A 19,188-nucleotide genomic window follows, 5' to 3' on the forward strand; every position below is an offset into this window, starting at 1 on the left:
ATTTCTCCTGGCGCGGCGCGACAGCACGAAACGCAATTTACTCCCGCGCGAAATCACGCTTCTATCCCCAGGCTTAAGCATTTGAGCACATGGGGAGTTCAGCGATGAAACTGTGGAAGACCCTTCTGGCCGCTGCCGTGCTGGCGCTCGCAACCGCCACTTCGGCGTTTGCCGCCCGGACCGATCTCGTCATCGGCATTCCGCTTGAACCCCCGCATCTCGACCCGACAGCGGGAGCGGCCGCGGCAATCCGGGAGGTCACCTACGCCAACATCTTCGAAGGTCTTACGCGTATCGGCCCGAACAGCGAAGTCCTGCCGGATCTGGCTGAGAGCTGGACCGTTTCAGATGACGGCAAGGTCTACACCTTCAAGCTGCACACGGGCGTGAAATTCCACGACGGGAGCGATTTCAGCGCCGACGACGTGAAGTTCTCGCTCGACCGTGCCCGCGCGGAAAACTCCGTCAACGCGCAAAAGCAGCTCTTTGCCGCCATCGACAAGGTCGACGTGGTCGACCCCGCCACCGTGAAGGTGACGCTCACCCACCCGCAGGGCTCGTTCCTCTACAATATGGGCTGGGGCGACGCGGTGATCGTGTCGCCGAAATCCGCCGACACCAACAAGGAAAAGCCTGTTGGCACCGGCCCCTTCAAGTTCGAGAACTGGGCCAAGGGTTCATCGATCACCCTGGTGAAATCAGATCATTACTGGGGCGCCCCTGCTTTTCTGGAAAAGGTCGAGTTCCGCATCGTTCCCGATGCCGCGGCGGCGGTACCGGCGCTGCTTTCCGGCGACATACAGGCTTTCCCCTTCTTCGATCCCGACAGCGTCTCCCAGGTCAAGGATGATCCGCGCTTCAAGGTGGTGGTCGGCGCGACCGAAGGCGAGACCATCCTGTCCATCAACAACAAGAAGCCGCCCTTCGACAAGCTGCAGGTGAGGCAGGCGATCTCCTACGCGCTCGACCGCAAGGCGATCATCGACGGCGCCTCGGCCGGGCTCGGCCTGCCGATCGGCTCGCATATGTCGCCGGCCAACAAATATTATGTCGACCTCACCGGCCGCTATCCGCACGACGTGGCCAAGGCCAAGGAACTGCTCAAGGAGGCAGGACTGGAGAATGGCTTCAAGGCCACGTTGAGGCTGCCGCCGACCTCCTATGCACGGCTCGGCGGCGAGATCATCGCCTCGCAGCTCCGCGATGTCGGCATCAACCTCGAGATTATCCCCGTCGAATGGGCGCAGTGGCTGGACCAGGTGTTCACCAAGAAGGACTACGACCTGACCATCGTCTCCCATACCGAGCCGAACGACATCGATATCTACGCACGCAAGGACTACTATTTCAACTACGACAACCCTGCCTTCAACAAGGTCATTGCCGATCTGGAGCTGACGTCCGACGAGGCCAAGCGCAAGGACTTGTATGCGCAAGCGCAAAAGATCCTGGCCGACGACGCCGTGGTCGGCTTCCTCTACGAACTGCCCAAGGTCGGGGTTTGGGACGCCAAGCTGCAAGGCCTGTGGGAAAACGCACCAATCCCCGCCAACGACCTGACCAAGGTGAAGTGGTCGGATTGATTTCGCCCTTCCGAGAAATGCGTGGCTCCGGAAGTAAACCTGCTTCCGGAGCCCGCCTTTTTCCGGCACGTTGGAACGGATGACCACCTACCTCCTCAAGCGCCTCGCCATCTCGCTTGCCACGCTGGTGCTGGCGTCCATCGTGGTGTTCGCCGTGCTCGAAATCCTGCCCGGCGACCCGGCGCGACTGATGCTGGGCATGAACGCCAGCGCCGACCAGGTCGAACTCCTGCGCAACCAGATGGGCCTCAACGCCCCGCTTGCCCTGCGCTATCTGCACTGGGCCAGCGGCCTGCTCAGCCTCGATTTCGGCCGCTCCTACACCTATTCGGTGCCGGTCATCGATCTCGTGCGCGAACGGCTTGCCGTCTCGCTGCCCCTGGCGCTGATCGCGCTGGCGCTCTCCACCATCATCGCGATACCCGTCGGCCTGTTTTCCGCCAGCCGGCGCGGACGCGCCGGCGACACGATTTCCATGGGCGCGGCACAGCTTGGCGTCGCCGTGCCCAATTTCTGGTTCGCGCTGGTGCTGATCTACATCTTCGCCGTATGGCTGCGGCTGGTCCCGGCCGGCGGCTTTCCCGGCTGGAGCGCCGGCGTCTGGCCGGCGCTGAAATCGCTGCTTCTGCCGGCGATCGCCCTTGCCTTGCCGCAGGCGGCGATCTTGGCGCGCGTCACCCGCTCGGCGCTGATCGAGGTGTTGAACGAGGACTATATCCGCACCGCCCGCGCCAAGGGCCTGCCCTATCGCGCCGTGCTGTGGCGGCATGCGCTGCGCAACGCCATGATCCCGGTGCTGACCATACTCGGCCTGCAATTCGCCTTCCTGCTCGCCGGCACCATCATCATCGAGAATATCTTCTATCTCCCCGGCCTCGGCCGGCTGGTGTTCCAGGCGATCACCCAGCGCGACCTGATCGTCGTCGAAAGCGTCGTCATGCTGCTGGTCGCCGCCGTCATTGCCGTCAACCTCATCGTCGACCTTTCCTATGCGGTCGTCGATCCGCGCCTGAGAAGCCGGCAATGACGCTGCACATCGACATCCCTGAGGAGACGTTCAGCTCCATCCTGGCCAAGGCTTTCAGGAACACAGCATTCGTCACCGGCTTCGTCATCACCTTGCTGATCCTGGCGATGGCTGTCGTCTCCTATATCTGGACGCCTTACGATGTGACGAAGCTGGTCATATCAGACAAGACGCAAGGCCCCTCGCTGGCCCATTGGTTCGGCACCGACCATTTCGGCCGCGACATCCTGTCGATGATCATGGTCGGCGCCCGCAATTCAATCGCCGTGGCGCTTGTCGCGGTCGGCATCGGCATGGGCATAGGCGTGCCGCTCGGCGCTTTCGCCGCCGCGCGTGGCGGCTTGGTCGATGAAGCGCTGATGCGCATCAACGATCTGGTCTTCGCCTTCCCGGCACTGCTGTCGGCGATCATGATCACCGCCATCTTCGGGCCAGGTGCCGTCAATGCCATCATCGCCATCGGCATCTTCAACATTCCGGTGTTTGCCCGCGTCGCCCGCGCCGGCGCGCTGGCGATCTGGCCGCGCGAGTTCATCCTGGCCGCACGCGCCGCGGGAAAAAGCAGCACGCAGATATCGATCGAACATGTGCTGCCCAACATCGCCACGCTGCTCCTGGTGCAAGGCACCATCCAGTTCGCGCTCGGCATCCTGGCCGAGGCCGGGCTTTCCTATCTCGGCCTCGGCGCGCAGCCGCCAATGCCGAGCTGGGGCCGCATGCTGTTCGACGCGCAGACGCGCATGGTGGTGGCACCGTGGATGGCGATCTTTCCCGGCATGGCGATCGTCATCACGGTGCTCGGCCTGAACCTCCTGGGCGACGGCATCGCCGACATCCTCGACCCGAAATCGCGGCGGCAGCGATGAGCCTGCTGGAGATCGAGAACCTGTCGCTGACCATCGGCGAGACGCAGATCCTGAAAGACATGGAGCTTTCCGTCGCGCCCGGCGAAGTGATGGGGCTGGTCGGCGAATCCGGCTCCGGTAAGTCGATGACGGCGCTGACGGTGATGCAGCTTCTGCCGTATGCCGCGCGCGCCACCGGCCGCGTCTCGTTCGATGGCATCGATATCCTCGCGGCAAGCGAGGACCAGATGTGCGCGCTGCGCGGCGACGACATCGGCATGGTGTTCCAGGAGCCGATGACGGCGCTCAACCCGGTCAAGACCATCGGTGAACAGGTGGCCGAAGGCATACGCTGGCATACCAAGGCCACGCGCGCGGCAGCCGAGGAGCGGGCGCGCAAAATGCTCGACCGCGTCGGTCTGCCCGAGGCGAAATTCCCGCTGTCGCGCTATCCGCACGAACTGTCGGGCGGCCAGCGCCAGCGTGTCGTCATCGCCATCGCTTGCGCGCTGAAACCGAAGCTCTTGATCGCCGACGAGCCGACCACGGCGCTCGACGTGGTGCTGCAGGCACAGATCCTCGACTTGTTGCTCGACCTTGTCGCGGAGAGCCGTATGGGCCTGCTGCTGATCTCGCACGACCTCGCCGTCGTGACCGAGATGGCCGACCGTATCACCATCCTGCGCCGCGGTGAGGTGATGGAGGCCGGCGACACCGCCCGCACATTGTCCGAACAGCTCCACCCCCTACACGCGCCAGTTGGCGCAGGCCTCGATGCACGTGCCGGCACGCGCCAGGCCACACGATACAAGTCAGGGCAAGCCCCTGCTTCAGGTCGAAGGCGTGACCCGCGACTATCCCGGCCGCCGCGCCTCGCTGTTTCGGCGCGCGCCGACCATCCGCGCCGTGGACGATGTCTCCCTGTCGATGGCGCCGGGTCAGTCGGTGGCGCTGGTCGGCCGCTCCGGCTGCGGCAAGTCAACGCTTGCCCGCATGATCCTGGCGCTGGACAAGCCGAGCGCGGGCACGATCCGCTTTCGCGGAGAAACCGTCACCGGCAAGGGCGAAGCCGAATTGAAGCCGGCCCGGCGCGACATGCAGGTCGTCTTCCAGGATCCCTATGGCTCCTTCGATCCGCGCCAGAAGGTCGAAAAACTGGTCGCAGAGCCCTTGCACGTGCTGGACAAGAAACCGACGCGCGCCGAGCGCCGCGAGATGGTGGCGCATGCGCTGCACGAGGTCGGCCTCGACCAGCGCGACATGGACAAGTACCCGCACGAATTTTCAGGCGGCCAGCGCCAGCGCCTGTCGATCGCCCGCGCCATCATCACCCGTCCCAAGCTGGTTGTTGCAGACGAGCCGGTCTCGGCGCTCGATGTCTCGATCCGCGCCCAGATCCTAGATCTGTTCGCCGAGCTCAACCAGAAACTCGGCATCGCCTATCTCTTCATCACCCACGACCTGACCGTCGCACGTGCCATCACGGACGAGGTGCTGGTCATGCATGACGGCAAGATCGTCGAGCGCGGCAAGACGAACGAGGTGCTCGACCATCCGCGATCAGACGCGGCGAAGGCGCTCGTCACTGCCGCGCCGGACTTGCATCGGGCGATCGCCCGGAAGATGCAAGAGCAAGGGTGAGTGGGAACCCTACTCTTCCGGCTTCACCACATCGACCGGGCTGATGTCGAGCAGGTCGAGCGTGCGGCGCAGCAAGCGCACCTCGCTCTCGGCCAGTTGCGAATCCGCCTTGGCGATCTCAGCCATGTGCTGGGCCAATTGCTTGCGCCGTTCGACATCGAGATCGCGAAACAGAGCGATCGCCTGCGAGCCGTTGGTTTCGTAGCCGAATTCGTTGAGATATTCGATGACGGCGTCGATGCTGGTTTCCTGAATGCCGAAGGCATCCTTGCAGATGCGCCGGAAGGCAACCATCTCGCTCTCGCTGACCGTCCCGTCGGCGAGGATCATGCGGAACAGCATCAGAAGTTCAGCCGACAGGACCGGATCGTCGGCGACCTTGCGCACGCCCGGGTCGCCGTCGAAGATGGAGCGTATCTGGTCCAGCAATGCGAATGCCATCAGGGCCTCTTTCCGGGTTAACCAAATCCAAGCGCGATGCGCTTGGATAGAGGTAGCGCGGAATCGGCCTTGCGCAAACAGGGCTGTCGTGGTCGAACGCGGTTATCCCGCCGACCGGACGTCTCCGCACATCAGATGATCGACCTCACCACCCAGACAATCGTCATGCTTGCGCTCGCCGCCTTTGCCGCGGGCTTCGTCGATCTCGATTGCCGGCGGCGGTGGGCTGATCACCATCCCGGCGCTTTTGCTTGCCGGGTTCTCACCGGTCGCGGCGCTTGGAACCAACAAGCTGCAAGGCATGTTCGGCTCCGGGTCGGCGACCATCCATTATGCCTCCAAGGGCCATGTCGACCTGCGTCGGCAATTGCCGTCGGCGCTGCTGGCGGCTACTGGGGGGTGTCGTTGGCGCCTTGCTGGCCACCATCGTTCCGGGCGATCTCTTGCGCGCCCTGCTGCCCCTGGTGCTGATCGCCATCGCACTCTATTTCGCGCTCAAGCCCAACATGAACGATGTCGATCGGGCCGAGCGTCTGTCGCCATTCCTGTTCGGACTGACCCTGGTGCCGGCAATCGGCTTCTATGACGGCCTGTTCGGCCCCGGCGCCGGCTCCTTCTACATGCTGGCCTTCGTCGCTCTTGCCGGCTACGGCGTGCTCAAGGCGACGGCGCATACCAAGCTGCTCAATTTCGCCTCTAACATCGGCGGCTTCATTGTCTTCGCCGCTGTCGGCGTCATCTCCTGGAAGATCGGCCTGATGATGGGCGTTGCCCAGTTCCTCGGCGCCCGCGTCGGCGCGAGCCTTGCCATGCGCATAGGCGCCAGGCTGATCAAGCCGCTGCTGGTGATCGTCTGCGTGGCGCTCGCGGTGAAGCTGCTGGCCGATCCCGCCAACCCGCTGCGTGTCATGATTGGTGTGTGATCACGCGCCTGTTACTATGGCGCTGTTCGAATCATGTTGGAGGAGCCACGCATGAATCTCAGCGCGCCTACCCAGATCGTTTTCATCATTTCCCTGGTCATCGCCATCATCGGCATTCTCGCCGCGCTTGGCGTTCTCGCCTTTATCCCGCTCGCATCGGTGTGGATCGTTCTCATTGCCTACATCGTGCTCGCCGCCGGCTGCCTGATGCGCGGCGCCTGACAAGTTTCCCTTGAAGTGGGGACGGAGAGCGCCCGGCCAAAAGCCGGGCGCTTTTGATTCTGACCGAGGCTCTGCTAGGCTTGCCGGGCAGAAGGATGGCCAATGCCGATCGAGATGCAGCGCCGGGAGGAACAGGACCGCTCCATCGCAGGGCGCTTCGAGATGCGCCGGCGCCTTCCCGATCCCGTGCTTGATGGCATCGTCACGGACATTTGCGGCTATCGCGAAACCGCACCCGGCCATTTCCGCAATGTCGAATACGCCTCGCTGGCGGTGCCGCTCGTCATCAGCTTCGCCGAACCCTTCGCCATCGGCCTCGGCAAGGCGCCCGGCGACAATGACCGCTTCGCCAGTTTCGCCGCCGGGCTTTTCGCCGGACCGGTGATGATCGAATCCTTCGGTACCGCCTGCTGCGTGCAGATCAACTTCACGCCGCTTGGCGCACGCCGTTTCTTCCGCTTGCCGATGAGCGAACTGACCGACAGCATGGTCGTCCTCGACGACGTGCTGGGCGCTGAGGGTATGGCGCTTCGCGAACAGCTTGGCAATGCACCGGACTGGACGGCGCGTTTCGACCTTGCCGAAGCCTTCGTCACCGCGCGTCTCGCCAGCGCCGCCGAAACGCCGCTCGAAATCGCCTGGGCCTATGACCGCATCATCGCATCGGGCGGCCGAACCCGCATTGCATCGATCGCCGAGAGACTGGGCTGGAGCCGCAAGCACCTCGCCGAAAAATTTACCGACGCAACCGGCATCGGCCCCAAGACGCTGTCGCGCATCGTTCGCTTCAACCGGGCGCTCGGCCTGTCACGACAGCCGACGGCCGGCTGGGCCGATATCGCCGCCGATTGCGGCTATGCCGATCAGGCGCATCTGGTGCGCGAGTTCCGCGACCTTGCCGGCGAGACGCCGACGGCACTTGTCAGCAGGTAACATTTCTTCAAGACGCTGCAACGGCCTTCGAACAGAGTGGGTTATCGACCCAACCCAGATCAAGGAGGTTCCCATGCCCACCACCACTGAAGCCCCCGCCTCTACCCCGCCCTGCGCTACAAAAACGCGGCGAAAATGATCGAGTGGCTCTGCGAAGCCTTCGGCTTCAGCGTCCGCGCCCGCTACGGCGAAGGCGATGTCGTGCACCATGCCGAACTGGTCTTCGGCGCCTCGATGATCATGCTGGGCAGTGCGCGCGATGACGATTACGGCAAGATGGTCGGCGAACCCGGCACCGGCGGCGGCAAGTCGATCTATGTCGCCGTCGACGATGCCGATACCGCCTATGCCAGGGCGAAAAAGGCTGGCGCGACGATCATCCAGGAACTGACCGACCGCGACTATGGCAGCCGCGAATTCATCTGCCGCGATCCGGAAGGCAGCGTCTGGTCGTTTGGTACCTACTGGCCGAAGGCGGGAGACAAGGGCTGAACGCCAGCATTGGCTTCGGCGAGCCATCATCGATGATTGGCCGAAGCTTCCCAACTTCGTCATCCTAGGGCGAAGCAGCCGCGAAGCGGCGTCGCGGAGACCCTGGGATCCATTCCGTGACCTTGGTCATAGAGTGCAGCGGAGCAGAATTCTGGACCGCGGCGGCGCGTGGAAGTCGCGGCATGGATCCTCGGGTCTGCGCTGCGTCGCTACGCTCCTTGCTCCGCCCGTGGATGACGAAGCGATGGGCGTTCCAGCCAATCGCCTGCGTCGCGAAATTACCGCGCCAACGCGAAAATCGCGTCGCAGTCGAGATGGGTTTCCAGCTCGGCCGCGACGTCGTCCAGCGCCCGTTCGACGTCGGCGCGGTAGTCGATGCCGCCGCCCTTGATGCCGAGGCTTTCGAGGAACTTCCCGCGAAAGCCATCGGCACCGAACAGGCCATGCATATAGGTGCCCAAGACCTTGCCATCAGCCGAGATCGCGCCATCCGCGACGCCATTGATGATCGCCGACGGCCGCATCGTGTCCGGACCGGTGGTGCGGCCGAGATGGATTTCGTAGCCTTCGAGGGGTAGGTCGAATTGTACCGAGCGCGCGCTGACATTGCGCACCGTCTTCTCCGGCTCCATGACCGTTTCGATATCGAGCAGGCCAAGCCCTTCGGTCTCGGTGACGCTGCCTTCGATGCCATCGGGATCGCGCACGCGGTGGCCAAGCATCTGAAAACCGCCGCAAATGCCGACGACATGGCCGCCGCGCTTGCGGTGTGCTGCCAGATCCCGGTCCCAGCCATTCTCGCGAAATTTCAGGAGATCGCCAATGGTAGACTTCGAGCCGGGAATGACCACCAGCCCGGCATCCTCCGGCAGCGGTTTTCCCGGCGGCACGAAAACCACCTCGACCTGAGGCTCGGCCTTGAGCGGGTCGAGATCGTCGAAATTGGCGATACGGCCGAGCATCGGCACCGCCACCTTCAGTGCCCGCGCCTCACCCGACGCCAGGCGTTCCAGCACCACCGAATCCTCCGACGGCAGCCGCGCCGCCGCCGTCAGCCACGGCACGACGCCAAAGCAGCGCCAGCCGGTGAAATTCTCGATCGCCTTCAAACCGTCATCGAACAGCGAAACATCGCCACGGAACTTGTTGATGAGGTAGCCGACGATCATGCGCCGGTCCTCTTCCGGCAGGATCAGATGCGTGCCGGCGACCGAAGCGATAACGCCGCCGCGATCGATGTCGCCGACCAGCACCACCGGTACATTGGCACGCGTGGCAAAGCCCATATTGGCGATGTCGCGGCTGCGCAAATTGATTTCCGCCGGCGAGCCGGCGCCCTCGACGATGACCAGATCGGCGTCCTCGCCGACCTTGCCCCAAGAATCCAGCACCGCATCCATCAGGCGGCCCTTCAGCGCCTGGTAGTCGCGCGCCCGCGCCTCGCCGAACACCTTGCCCTGGACGATGACCTGCGCGCCGACATCGGTCTGAGGCTTGAGCAGCACCGGGTTCATGTGCACCGATGGCGCGACGCCGCAAGCGATCGCCTGCAGCCATTGCGCGCGGCCGATCTCGCCGCCGCCTTGGTTGTTGTCACCGGGAATATCGGCGACCGCCGCATTGTTCGACATGTTCTGCGGCTTGAACGGCCGCACCTTCAGGCCGCGCTTCTTCGCGGCGCGGCAGAGGCCGGCGACCAGCACCGTCTTGCCGACATCCGAACCCGTGCCTTGCAGCATGATCGCTTTGGCCATCAGCTTCTGCCCTGCGTAACGGTTCCGGTGATCGTGGATTTCTGCGCCAGCGGCCCGCCGCGCCAGATATAGAGCGCCAAAAGCGGTTCCTTGCCGGTTCGCATGGCGTGGTTGACATTGGCAGCGTGGTGGACGACTTCGCCGGCCTGCCGCTTGCGGAAGCCGCCCTCCCCATGCGCCATTCCGTACCGCCGGTCAGCGGAATGTAGATTTCCTCGGCGACGTGATGGTGGTCGGGGTAGACGATCTCGGGCCCGAGGATCAGCAGGCCGGCCGCCACCTCGTCATTGGCGAAATGGCCACGCGTGCCGAAGACTTCCAGCCAGCCGTAATTGTCGATGAAGGCCTTGCCGAAATCGGCCTCGCTGTAGGTCTGCCCCCAGTACAATGCGTTGCAATGCTCCGCCAGCCATTGCACCAGCGGCTTCGCAGCCATCGGCGCCACGTCTGCCGCGCGATCGAGATGGCGCAGGCAGCCGAGCGGATGCGGCTCCAGCGCGCGGGCCGGCATGTCCCAGCCGACCCGCGCCACGGCGTCGCGCACCAGGGCGTTGTCCACGGAAGTGAGATAGGCGTGGAATCGTCCAAGCAGCTCATCGAATTTTGTCGTCACATCTCGCTCCGGACATGCATTGATGCACAGCCGCTCCGCAGCGGGTCGGGTTGCGCGGCGGCATCATTGGTCTAGATTGGTACGCGCGCAAAGCCAAAAACGACAGGCCAGCGGGCTAGCTGGCATATAGGGAGAGAACGCCATGGACGCCGCGGTCGATGCGAGCACCAGCCAGTTCGAACTCAACGAGGAACAGCGCGCCATCCAGGAGATGGCGCAGGCATTCGCCGCCGACCGCGTCGCGCCGAATGCGCTCGACTGGGATCGCAGGAAGCATTTCCCGGCCGACGTGATCCGCGAGACCGGGCCGCTCGGCCTCGGCGGCATCTATGTCAGGGACGATGTCGGTGGCTCCGCGCTCGGCCGGCTCGACGCCGTGCTGATCTTCGAGGCACTGTCGCAAGCCGATCCGGGCTTCTCGTCCTTCATCTCGATCCACAACATGGTGGCTTCGATGATCGATCGTTTCGGCAATGACGAGCAGCGCCAGCGCTTCCTGCCGAAGCTGACCTCGATGGAATGGCTGGCCAGCTACTGCCTGACCGAACCGGGCTCCGGCTCCGATGCCGCGGCACTCAAGACACGCGCGGCGAAAAGCGGCGGCGACTATGTGCTCAACGGCACCAAGCAATTCATCTCGGGCGCCGGCGACAGCGATGTTTATGCCGTGATGGTGCGCACCGGCGCCGACGGGCCGAAAGGCATCTCCGCCATCGTCGTGCCGAAAGATGCGCCCGGCCTCTCCTTCGGCGCCAACGAGCACAAGATGGGCTGGCACATGCAGTCGACGCGCCAGGTCATTTTCGAGGACTGCAAGGTGCCGGCAGAGAATCTGCTATCCGGTGAAGGCGCCGGTTTCGGCATCGCCATGGCCGGGCTCGATGGCGGCCGGCTGAACATCGCCGCCTGTTCGCTGGGCGGCGCGCAGTCGGCGCTCGACAAGGCACTGTCCTACACCGCCGAGCGCAAGGCCTTCGGCTCGAAGATCAACCAGTTCCAGGCGCTGCAGTTCAGGCTGGCCGACATGGAGACCGAGCTGCAGGCGGCGCGCATCTTTCTCTATGCCGCCGTCTCGAAGCTCGACCGCAAGGCGCCCGATGCCGGCAAATGGTCGGCCATGGCCAAGCGCTTCGTCACCGACACCGGCTTCAACGTCGCCAACGACGCGCTGCAATTGCTGGGCGGTTACGGCTATCTGCATGACTACGGCATCGAGAAACTGGTGCGCGACCTGCGCGTCCACCAGATTCTCGAAGGCACCAACGAGATCATGCGCGTCATTATCGCGCGCGCCCTGATCGGCCGCTGAAGCCAGCAAACTCCGGGAGTGAGACAATGACGACGATCGCCTTCATCGGCCTCGGTAACATGGGCAATCCAATGGCCGCCAATCTGGTCAAAGCTGGACATGCGGTGAATGGTTTCGACCTGGTGCCGGAAAACCTCACCGTCGCCAAAGAACATGGCGTGACGATCATGGCGAACGCCTTGGCCGCAGTGAAGGACGCCGATGTGGTGATCACCATGCTGCCCGCCGGCAAGCACGTGCTGTCGGTCTACGAAGACATCGCGGCCAAGGCAAAAAAGGGCGCGCTGTTCATCGATTCCTCGACCATTGATGTGGACTCGGCGCGCAAGGCGCATGCGATTGCCGCGAAGCATGGGCTGCTCTCCATCGACGCACCCGTCTCCGGCGGCACCGGAGGTGCGGCAGCCGGCACGCTGACCTTCATGGCTGGCGGCTCCAACGATGCCTTCGCCGCCGCCGAACCGATCCTGAAGCCGATGGCCGGGCGCATCGTCCATTGCGGCGGCGACGGTGCCGGCCAGGCGGCAAAGATCTGCAACAACATGATCCTCGGCATTTCGATGATCGGCGTCGCCGAGGCCTTCGTGCTGGCCGAAAAGCTCGGCCTGTCGCATCAGGCACTGTTCGACGTCGCCTCGACCTCGTCAGGCCAATGCTGGTCCTTGACCACCTACTGCCCCGTGCCCGGCCCGGTGCCGACCTCGCCCGCCAACAGGGACTACAGGCCGGGCTTTGCCGCGGCCCTTATGCTGAAAGACCTGAAATTGTCCCAGGAAGCCGCACAGAGCGCGGGCGCCGTGACCCCACTTGGCGCCGAGGCGGCGCAGCTCTACGCCCTGTTCAACGCCCAAGGGCATGGCGGCGCCGATTTCTCCGGCATAATTAATTTTCTCAGGGGTGACCCGGCGTAACCAACGGATTTGATCGGCTTTTCCGGATCCATCCGGCAGAAAGACCGCAAATTTAGATTTGCTTAAGCTCTCGATAACTCCGCGGTAACGATGTCCCTATAAAACAGATGGCGAGGCGGACATATCGCATCCGCCCGGCGCTCCGGATCAGGTCTCGCGTACCGGAGCCCGTAAGTTTCGCCAAGTGTTTGCGTAGCGAAACGCCATGCGTATCTGGCAAAGCCGCGTTCCCGATGGAGCGCGGTTTTTGCGTTTCTGCCGCGCACAATCAAGCCTGACGTCTATATTCCGATCGCCGCGTTCGGAATTGGCACATGATCTTCGTTGGTCAATACAATCGGCGCATCCACCCCATCCACTCTGAGCACCAGCAGGCGCATGCTCCATGTGCCTGCATTGCGAACCAGATGGGAAAACACGGTGCCCTTGCCCTTGGCGCCATGGACGGGAATGCTGAACTGGGCGTCGCCCGCGCCGTTCGCGTTGACGTTGAGACTGCCGCCAACCCAGAAATTGTCGGTCACGTCGTCGCCAATAGCAGTTTTCACACGCGTGTCGGCGCGAATGGCATCCATGGTCATGTGATAGGCATCACTGCCTTTGAGAAGGTAGGGAACGCTGCCGACCGACGCCGCGCAACCGCCGATCCCCACCACCCAGACAACCAGCCCGGCGATCGCCCAGTTGCGCTGCGTCTTGCGGAACTGGTCCGCGTCGCGCCAGGCCCGGTTCTGCCAGGCCCAGCGGCTGCCACGGGCGCCAAGCACGAAGATCATGATGAGGTTGACGACCGGGATCAGTGCCAGCAACGCGATGAAAGTGCTGTTGCCGATGCCCCAGATCCAGTTGAGGAAGAAGGCGCCCCAATTCCAGCGATCGAGTTCGGGCGGAATTTCAGCGGGCTGGTTGAGCGGTTGTCCGGCCATGAAATCCCCCATCGGTGCGTATGCCGATCGGTTCTAACGCATGATCCCGACAATGCGCAAAATCAAACTTCCGCAGCGCCCATTTCACGCCTTTGACGACAGCCGGCGAAAATTCGCCTTCACCGCGCGGCTGGCCGGCTTCAGCGCAGCGCTGATCGACCGTTCGGCCGCGACGCCGTTGAACAGCGACGGCGTGCGACCGGAAAGGAGTTCCGGCCAGAAGCGCGATGCCGACTGCAGGAAGGACATTTGCGCCGCGAACGCGCCCTCAGCGATTGCCGCGTCTTCTCGTTCACCGCACGCGCGGTTTCGGTGCCCCAGGGCTGGCTGCTGCCGGCGTCCATGGCCATCAAGGGCAGGCGCATCATCGCCACCAGGGTGCCAGCATCAGGTCCGCACCGATGCTGGCCGCTTCTTGCGGCCGTCGGCTCTTGCCGGTTTTTCTCATGGAAATGAACCCCTTGTCGCAGCCGAGTGGCCGCTGCCTGACACACTACGCGCAGAGGATGAGGTTTGTTCCCCATTGCGACAGCATGTTTCTCGAGGCCGGGCGTCCCCTTGAAGGAACGCCCGGTCGAGGTTTGCCTCACCGCTTGCGCAGATCTGCCTGTGCCAGATCCAGTGCCTTGCCGATCCGCTCGCAGGCCATGTCGATCGTGTCGCGGGTCCAGATCAGCGGCGGCGACAGGATCATCGTGTCGCCGGTGGCGCGCAGCATCATGCCGTTGGCGATCGCATGGTCGCGCACCGTCACCGCTGCACTTCCCGAGGGCAGGAACCGTTCCTTGGTCGCCTTGTCCTTGACGATCTCGATCGCACCCATCAGCCCGATCGAACGCACCTCGCCGACCAGGTCATGCCCGGCAATGCGCTCCTGCAGGGCCTTGGCGAAATAAGGTCCGGTGTCGTTCCTGACGCGATCGACCAGCCCTTCCTGCTCGATGATCTCCAGGTTCTTCAAGGCCACGGCGCACGCCACGGGGTGTCCGGAATAGGTGTAGCCGTGGTTGAACTCGCCGCCCTTCTCGACCAGCGTCGAGGTGATGCGGTCACCGACCAGCAGCGCCGACAGCGGCTGGTAACCCGAGGTCAGCGCCTTGGCCGTGGTGATGGTGTCCGGTTCGATGCCGAAGGTCTGCGCCGCGAACCATTCACCGGTGCGGCCGTAGCCGGTGATGACCTCGTCGAGCATCAAAAGCACATCATATTTGCGGCAGATGCGCTGCACTTCCGGCCAGTAGCTCGCCGGCGGTATCTTGACGCCGCCCGCGCCCATCACCGGCTCGCCGATGAAAGCTGCGACCTTGTCGGCACCGGCCTCGAGGATGGCGTCCTCGACCGATTTGGCCGCGCGCAGGCCAAAATCATGATCACTCTCGCCCGGCAGCGCCAGCTCATAGGCATAGGGCATCATCACATGGACGATGTTGGGCACGGCGCCATTGAGCTGCTTGTGCATGGCATCCATGCCGCCGAGCGAGGTGCCGGCGATGGTCGAGCCGTGATAGGCCATCTTGCGCGAGATGATGCGGTTCTTCTCCGGCTTACCCTCGATCACCCAATAGTGGCGGACAAGACGCAAGGCGGTGTCGTTGGCCTCCGAGCCGGAGGAACCATAAAATACCTGGTTGACGTTCTTCGGCGCGATTTCCGCCAGCTTCTTGGACAACAGCACCGGCGTCGGTGTCGAGCATTTGAAGAAGGAATTGTAGTAAGGCAGTTCCTTCATCTGCGCATAGGCGGCCTCGGCCAGTTCGTCGCGGCCATAGCCGATATTGACGCACCACAGGCCGGCCATGCCGTCGAGCAGTTCCGCCCCTTCGGAATCGTAGATGAACGGCCCACTGGCGTGGGTGATGATGCGCGAACCCGCCTCACGCAATTCCTTGTGGTCGGTGAAGGGATGGAGATGATGCGCGGCGTCGATCTGCTGAAGCTGCTTCAGCGAATAATTCTGATAGGTCATGTCTGGATCTTTCCTCTGGATTCAGTCCGGCTGGCGCCGGGGCGAATGCATCAGAGGCTGGCAGGCGGTGAATAACCGATGCGGGCGCACAGCCGCAAAAGCTCCGCGCGCAGCGTGCGCGGTGACGGTGTCACCGCGACCCCGAACGTGCAGACAAAGGTCATAGCAGGAGCCATGCAGGGCACCTTAGAGCAAAGGCTGGCCGAGGTGAACCACCCTTTGCTTGGCCCATGACGGAATAGTTCTATGCCTTGGCGCTCAGCGCCCGCTGCAGGAAGACATATTTCATCGCCGTCTGCGCCGCCTGAGGCCGGCGGTCGCCACGCCCGCCATGTCCGCCCTCGGTTTCCTCGAAGAACAGCGTCCCGACGTGCCCGGCCTCCTGAAGGCGGGCGGCCATCTTGCGCGCATGGCCGGGATGGACGCGGTCATCAGCGGTCGAGGTCGTCAGCAGCACCGGCGGATAGACAGCATTGGCCTTGACGTGCTGGTAGGGCGAATAGGCGGACAGCCATTTCACATCTTCCGGCTTCGACGGATCGCCATATTCGGCCATCCAGGAGGCGCCGGGCGGCAATTCGGTGTAGCGCAGCATGTCGAGCAGCGGCACGTCGATGATGACGGCGCCGAACAGCTCCGGATGCTGCGTCAGCGAAACGCCGGTCAGCAGGCCGCCATTCGAGCCACCCTGGATGCCGAGCGAGCTTGCCGTCGCGATGCCGCGCCTGACGACATCCTCGGCCACCGCGGCGAAATCGTCAAAACCGTTCTGGCGATTGCCTTTCAGCGCCGCCTGATGCCAGGCTGGCCCGAACTCGCCGCCGCCACGGATGCAGGCCTGCACATAGGCATTGCCCTTCTCCAGCCACAGCCTGCCGCGCACGCCGGCATAGCCGGGCAAGAGCGGCACTTCGAAGCCGCCATAGCCGTAGAGCAGCGTCGGCACCGGCCCCTTCTGATCGCTTCGCCTGACGACGAAATACGGGATCATCGTGCCGTCCTTCGAGCGCGCCTCGAACTGCTCCGAGATCAGCGGCGCGGCATCGAACCGCGCCGGTTGCGACTTTACCGTCTCCAGCGTCTCGCCATCATCATCCGACCAGATGATCGAGCTCGGCGTCAGGAAATCCGTGAAGGAGAAAGAAACGCTTGAGCCGAAATGCTCGGCATGGCTGATGCCGACAGTGCCGTTCTCAGGCAGCGCGACCGGCTTCAGCGACCAGGCGCCACCCTTTCGCTCGCAGACGAGCACCTTGCCGCGCACATTGTCCATCAGGCTGATGAACAGCCGGTCCTGTGTGCGGGCAATGCCGGCGATCGACACGCGATAGGCCGGCGCCAGAAGAGTCTCGATGGCGCCGAAACTGCCGGTTTCGATCCAGTGCGCGAAATCGAGCGAGTAAAGCCCGTCCGGCTGACAGGCTGTACCGTCCGGCGCCGTCCATGGCGTGCGCACCCCGAACAAAAGCTGGTCCTTGAAAAGCGATGTGTCGGTGACATCGTCGGGCAGCGGAATGCGCCTGTTTTCACCGGACGGGAGATGCAGGAAACTGTGCGATGCGAAGAAATCGATCGCCCGCGCCAGAAACACGTGACGCTTGTCGCCGTCGAATTCGACGCCGGCTCCGGCGGCGAGATCCTCTGTCTGCGCCTCGAAGATCGGCGTCGCGTCTTCGAGCTTGGTGCCGCGCTTCCAGAGCTTGATCACGCGCGGATAACCGGACTCGGTCTTATCAGCTTCCTCGAAGGCCGCTGAGACGATGACGGTTTCCTTGTCCAGCCAACTGAAGCCCGACTTCGAGGCTCGCGCGTGATATCCGCCTTCTACGAACGACTTGGTTTCGATATCGAACTCACGCATCTCGCTGGCGTCGCCGCCATCGGGCGACATTGACAGCAGGCAGCGGCTGAAATCCGGATAGAGCCGGCTGGCGCCGCTGAACACCCATTTTATGCCCTCCTTCGCAGCAAGCTGGTCGAAGTCGATGATCGTTTCCCAGACCGGCTTCTCGGTTTTGTAGGAAGCGACGGTCGTGCGGCGCCACAAGCCGAGCGCATTGGTCTTGTCCTGCCAGAAATTATAGACATGGCCGGCGATTGCCGCGCCGACGGCGATGTTGTCCTCGGCCGTCATCAGGTCGAGCGCCGTCTCGAACGACGCCTGATAGGACGGATCGCCCTGCAACTCGCCGGTCGTGATCTCGTTCTGGCCATGCACCCAGTCGAGAGACTTTTTGCTGGTCCTGTCCTCCAGCCAGAGAAAGGGATCTTCGATGCTGGCTTCTGGCTTGGCGATGGGCTTGGTCATGGAATCTCCAATAGGCATGTTTCGGCACGCAACATCGACATGCCGCGTCCGATATTCAAGAGTTGCGGCACCCAAGCCAACGATTCAGGCCTTCCCGCGACCGGCGACGCTCGCGACCGCCAGGACCAGGCACATGAGGCCAAGCGTGATCGGCAGGCCTCTTGCGCCCAGTATGTCCATGGCGGTGCCAGCCAACGGCGGCACCGCGATGCCGCCGACGCCCCACATCAGCGAAAAGGCAGCGTTGCCGGCGACCAGCGTCGAGCCGGTGAAGCGCTCGCCAAGCTCGATGATCGACATCGTGTAGATGCCATAGGAAACCGCGCCCCAGACAAAGATCATCGGCCAGATCAGCGGCGTTTCGATGAGAAGCGGCAGCAGCGCGCATCCGAGCACCGTCAAGGAAACACAGGCAAGCCGCACCAGGCGCGCGGTCAGCCTCTCCGCCAGCAGGCCGAGCGGCACCTGCATGGCGATATTGCCGGCGATCATCATCGACAGCAGCGCCGACATGCGGACTTCCGCGATGCCATAGTGGGTGCCATAGACCGGCAGCAAGGCCAGCGCCCCCTGTTCGAAACCCGCAGCCACGATGACCGCGAACAGAAGCAGCCACGCCATCGGCACGAAGCCCAGGACGGAAACCCGATGCCCCGCTTCGTCCACCTTCGGCAGGCGCGGCAGCACCGAAGCCAGGCAGATGCCGCACAGCACGAAGGCGCAAATACCGACGAGGAAGGGCGGCCACCCCTGCGTGCCGACGGCAAGCAGGCAAAGCGGCCCGGCCGCGAAGCCGGCCGAGATGATCGTCGAATAGACGCCCATGATGCGCCCTCGCCGCGCCTGCGGCGCCAGTGCGATCACCCAGATTTCGCTCAACACATAGAGCGGATTGGTCACCACGCCGATCAGGAAGCGCAGCGGAAACCAGAGATAGACATTCTGCGTCCAGCCGATCAGCGCCAGCACGACGGCCGAGAGCGCCGCACAAATGAGCGCCGTGCGCCCTGCCCCGAACCGCCGCGCCAGCGCCGGGATCAGCGGCGACGAGACGATGAAGCCGATCGGCGTCATCGCCGCCGACAGGCCGATCATCGCCGGCGAGACGCCCTGCCGCTGCAGGATGAAGCTCAGCAGCGGATAGGACAGGCCCTGCGCGATGGCGAACACCGAGACGGTCGCGATCACGCCGGTGATCGCCGCCCATTGCATTGCTTCGCCAGTTTCCGAATCCGTCGCGGCCATGGTCCTACCGTTGCTGTACGGCAGGATTAGCGGCTCGGCCAAACAACGA

At 63.6% G+C, this 19,188-nt stretch carries 16 protein-coding genes and 3 pseudogenes; 10 read left to right on the forward strand and 9 right to left on the reverse strand.

Annotation, left to right across the window (positions count from 1 at the left end; genetic code table 11):
• Nucleotides 1-104: 104 nt before the first annotated feature.
• The 4 genes and pseudogenes from HB778_RS34530 to HB778_RS34545 all read left to right on the forward strand — a co-directional run bounded on the left by HB778_RS34530 (nucleotide 105) and on the right by HB778_RS34545 (nucleotide 5,096).
• Nucleotides 105-1,583: an ABC transporter substrate-binding protein gene (locus tag HB778_RS34530; protein WP_183460372.1), complete on the forward strand. Its 1,479-nt coding sequence runs from the start codon at nucleotides 105-107 to the stop codon at nucleotides 1,581-1,583.
• Nucleotides 1,584-1,662: 79 nt separating this feature from the next.
• The gene (locus HB778_RS34535; protein WP_183460373.1) at nucleotides 1,663-2,610 is read left to right on the forward strand and encodes an ABC transporter permease; all 948 of its coding nucleotides are present in this window, start codon (nucleotides 1,663-1,665) and stop codon (nucleotides 2,608-2,610) included.
• Entirely contained in the window at nucleotides 2,607-3,476 is an 870-nt protein-coding gene (locus HB778_RS34540; RefSeq protein ID WP_095199826.1) for an ABC transporter permease, read from the forward strand. The genes HB778_RS34535 and HB778_RS34540 overlap by 4 nt, the downstream gene beginning before the upstream one ends.
• Nucleotides 3,473-5,096 (forward strand): annotated as a pseudogene (locus HB778_RS34545) (ABC transporter ATP-binding protein). The gene HB778_RS34540 and the pseudogene HB778_RS34545 overlap by 4 nt, the downstream one beginning before the upstream one ends.
• Nucleotides 5,097-5,105: 9 nt before the next feature.
• Here HB778_RS34545 and HB778_RS34550 read toward each other — a convergent pair.
• Nucleotides 5,106-5,537, reverse strand: a complete 432-nt coding sequence (locus tag HB778_RS34550) for a TerB family tellurite resistance protein (RefSeq protein WP_027046940.1) — start codon at nucleotides 5,535-5,537, stop codon at nucleotides 5,106-5,108.
• 135 nt (nucleotides 5,538-5,672) lie between these two features.
• Here HB778_RS34550 and HB778_RS34555 point away from each other — a divergent pair.
• The 4 genes and pseudogenes from HB778_RS34555 to HB778_RS34570 all read left to right on the forward strand — a co-directional run bounded on the left by HB778_RS34555 (nucleotide 5,673) and on the right by HB778_RS34570 (nucleotide 8,107).
• A pseudogene (locus HB778_RS34555) lies at nucleotides 5,673-6,460 on the forward strand (TSUP family transporter).
• 51 nt (nucleotides 6,461-6,511) lie between these two features.
• Complete coding sequence (locus HB778_RS34560) at nucleotides 6,512-6,682, forward strand: hypothetical protein (RefSeq protein WP_080511798.1); 171 nt, start codon at nucleotides 6,512-6,514, stop codon at nucleotides 6,680-6,682.
• A 102-nt stretch (nucleotides 6,683-6,784) separates the two neighbouring features.
• Nucleotides 6,785-7,615, forward strand: coding sequence for a helix-turn-helix domain-containing protein (locus tag HB778_RS34565; RefSeq protein ID WP_183460374.1), 831 nt, complete (start codon nucleotides 6,785-6,787; stop codon nucleotides 7,613-7,615).
• Nucleotides 7,616-7,750: 135 nt separating this feature from the next.
• Nucleotides 7,751-8,107: a VOC family protein gene (locus HB778_RS34570; protein ID WP_244661747.1), complete on the forward strand. Its 357-nt coding sequence runs from the start codon at nucleotides 7,751-7,753 to the stop codon at nucleotides 8,105-8,107.
• A 278-nt stretch (nucleotides 8,108-8,385) separates the two neighbouring features.
• On the opposite strand, the gene HB778_RS34575 is transcribed toward HB778_RS34570, so the two are convergent.
• Together HB778_RS34575 and HB778_RS34580 are read right to left on the reverse strand one after the other, a co-directional pair.
• Nucleotides 8,386-9,861, reverse strand: coding sequence for a cobyric acid synthase (locus tag HB778_RS34575; protein ID WP_183460375.1), 1,476 nt, complete (start codon nucleotides 9,859-9,861; stop codon nucleotides 8,386-8,388).
• Nucleotides 9,861-10,474, reverse strand: a pseudogene (locus HB778_RS34580) (dimethylsulfonioproprionate lyase family protein). Before HB778_RS34580 ends, HB778_RS34575 begins: the two are co-directional and overlap by 1 nt.
• A 142-nt stretch (nucleotides 10,475-10,616) precedes the next feature.
• Here HB778_RS34580 and HB778_RS34585 point away from each other — a divergent pair.
• Both HB778_RS34585 and mmsB read left to right on the forward strand, forming a co-directional pair.
• Nucleotides 10,617-11,783: an isobutyryl-CoA dehydrogenase gene (locus tag HB778_RS34585; RefSeq protein WP_183460392.1), complete on the forward strand. Its 1,167-nt coding sequence runs from the start codon at nucleotides 10,617-10,619 to the stop codon at nucleotides 11,781-11,783.
• Between the two features lie 26 nt (nucleotides 11,784-11,809).
• Nucleotides 11,810-12,694, forward strand: coding sequence for a 3-hydroxyisobutyrate dehydrogenase (mmsB, locus tag HB778_RS34590; RefSeq protein WP_183460394.1), 885 nt, complete (start codon nucleotides 11,810-11,812; stop codon nucleotides 12,692-12,694).
• A gap of 281 nt (nucleotides 12,695-12,975) precedes the next feature.
• On the opposite strand, the gene HB778_RS34595 is transcribed toward mmsB, so the two are convergent.
• From HB778_RS34595 to HB778_RS34620, 6 genes are all read right to left on the reverse strand, one after another.
• Nucleotides 12,976-13,620, reverse strand: a complete 645-nt coding sequence (locus tag HB778_RS34595) for a cytochrome c oxidase assembly factor Coa1 family protein (RefSeq protein WP_095199817.1) — start codon at nucleotides 13,618-13,620, stop codon at nucleotides 12,976-12,978.
• An 84-nt stretch (nucleotides 13,621-13,704) separates the two neighbouring features.
• A complete protein-coding gene (locus HB778_RS42035; RefSeq protein ID WP_244661748.1) occupies nucleotides 13,705-13,869 on the reverse strand; it encodes a hypothetical protein in 165 nt (54 codons plus the stop codon).
• A gap of 337 nt (nucleotides 13,870-14,206) precedes the next feature.
• The gene (locus tag HB778_RS34605) at nucleotides 14,207-15,586 is read right to left on the reverse strand and encodes an aspartate aminotransferase family protein (RefSeq protein WP_183460396.1); all 1,380 of its coding nucleotides are present in this window, start codon (nucleotides 15,584-15,586) and stop codon (nucleotides 14,207-14,209) included.
• A 50-nt stretch (nucleotides 15,587-15,636) separates the two neighbouring features.
• Nucleotides 15,637-15,762: a capsid protein gene (locus HB778_RS34610; protein ID WP_081293941.1), complete on the reverse strand. Its 126-nt coding sequence runs from the start codon at nucleotides 15,760-15,762 to the stop codon at nucleotides 15,637-15,639.
• A gap of 68 nt (nucleotides 15,763-15,830) precedes the next feature.
• A complete protein-coding gene (locus HB778_RS34615; protein ID WP_183460398.1) occupies nucleotides 15,831-17,894 on the reverse strand; it encodes a prolyl oligopeptidase family serine peptidase in 2,064 nt (687 codons plus the stop codon).
• 84 nt (nucleotides 17,895-17,978) lie between these two features.
• Entirely contained in the window at nucleotides 17,979-19,139 is a 1,161-nt protein-coding gene (locus tag HB778_RS34620; protein ID WP_183460400.1) for an MFS transporter, read from the reverse strand.
• Nucleotides 19,140-19,188: the final 49 nt, after the last annotated feature.

It is taken from the genome of Mesorhizobium huakuii, from assembly GCF_014189455.1.
Lineage (GTDB): Bacteria > Pseudomonadota > Alphaproteobacteria > Rhizobiales > Rhizobiaceae > Mesorhizobium > Mesorhizobium huakuii_A.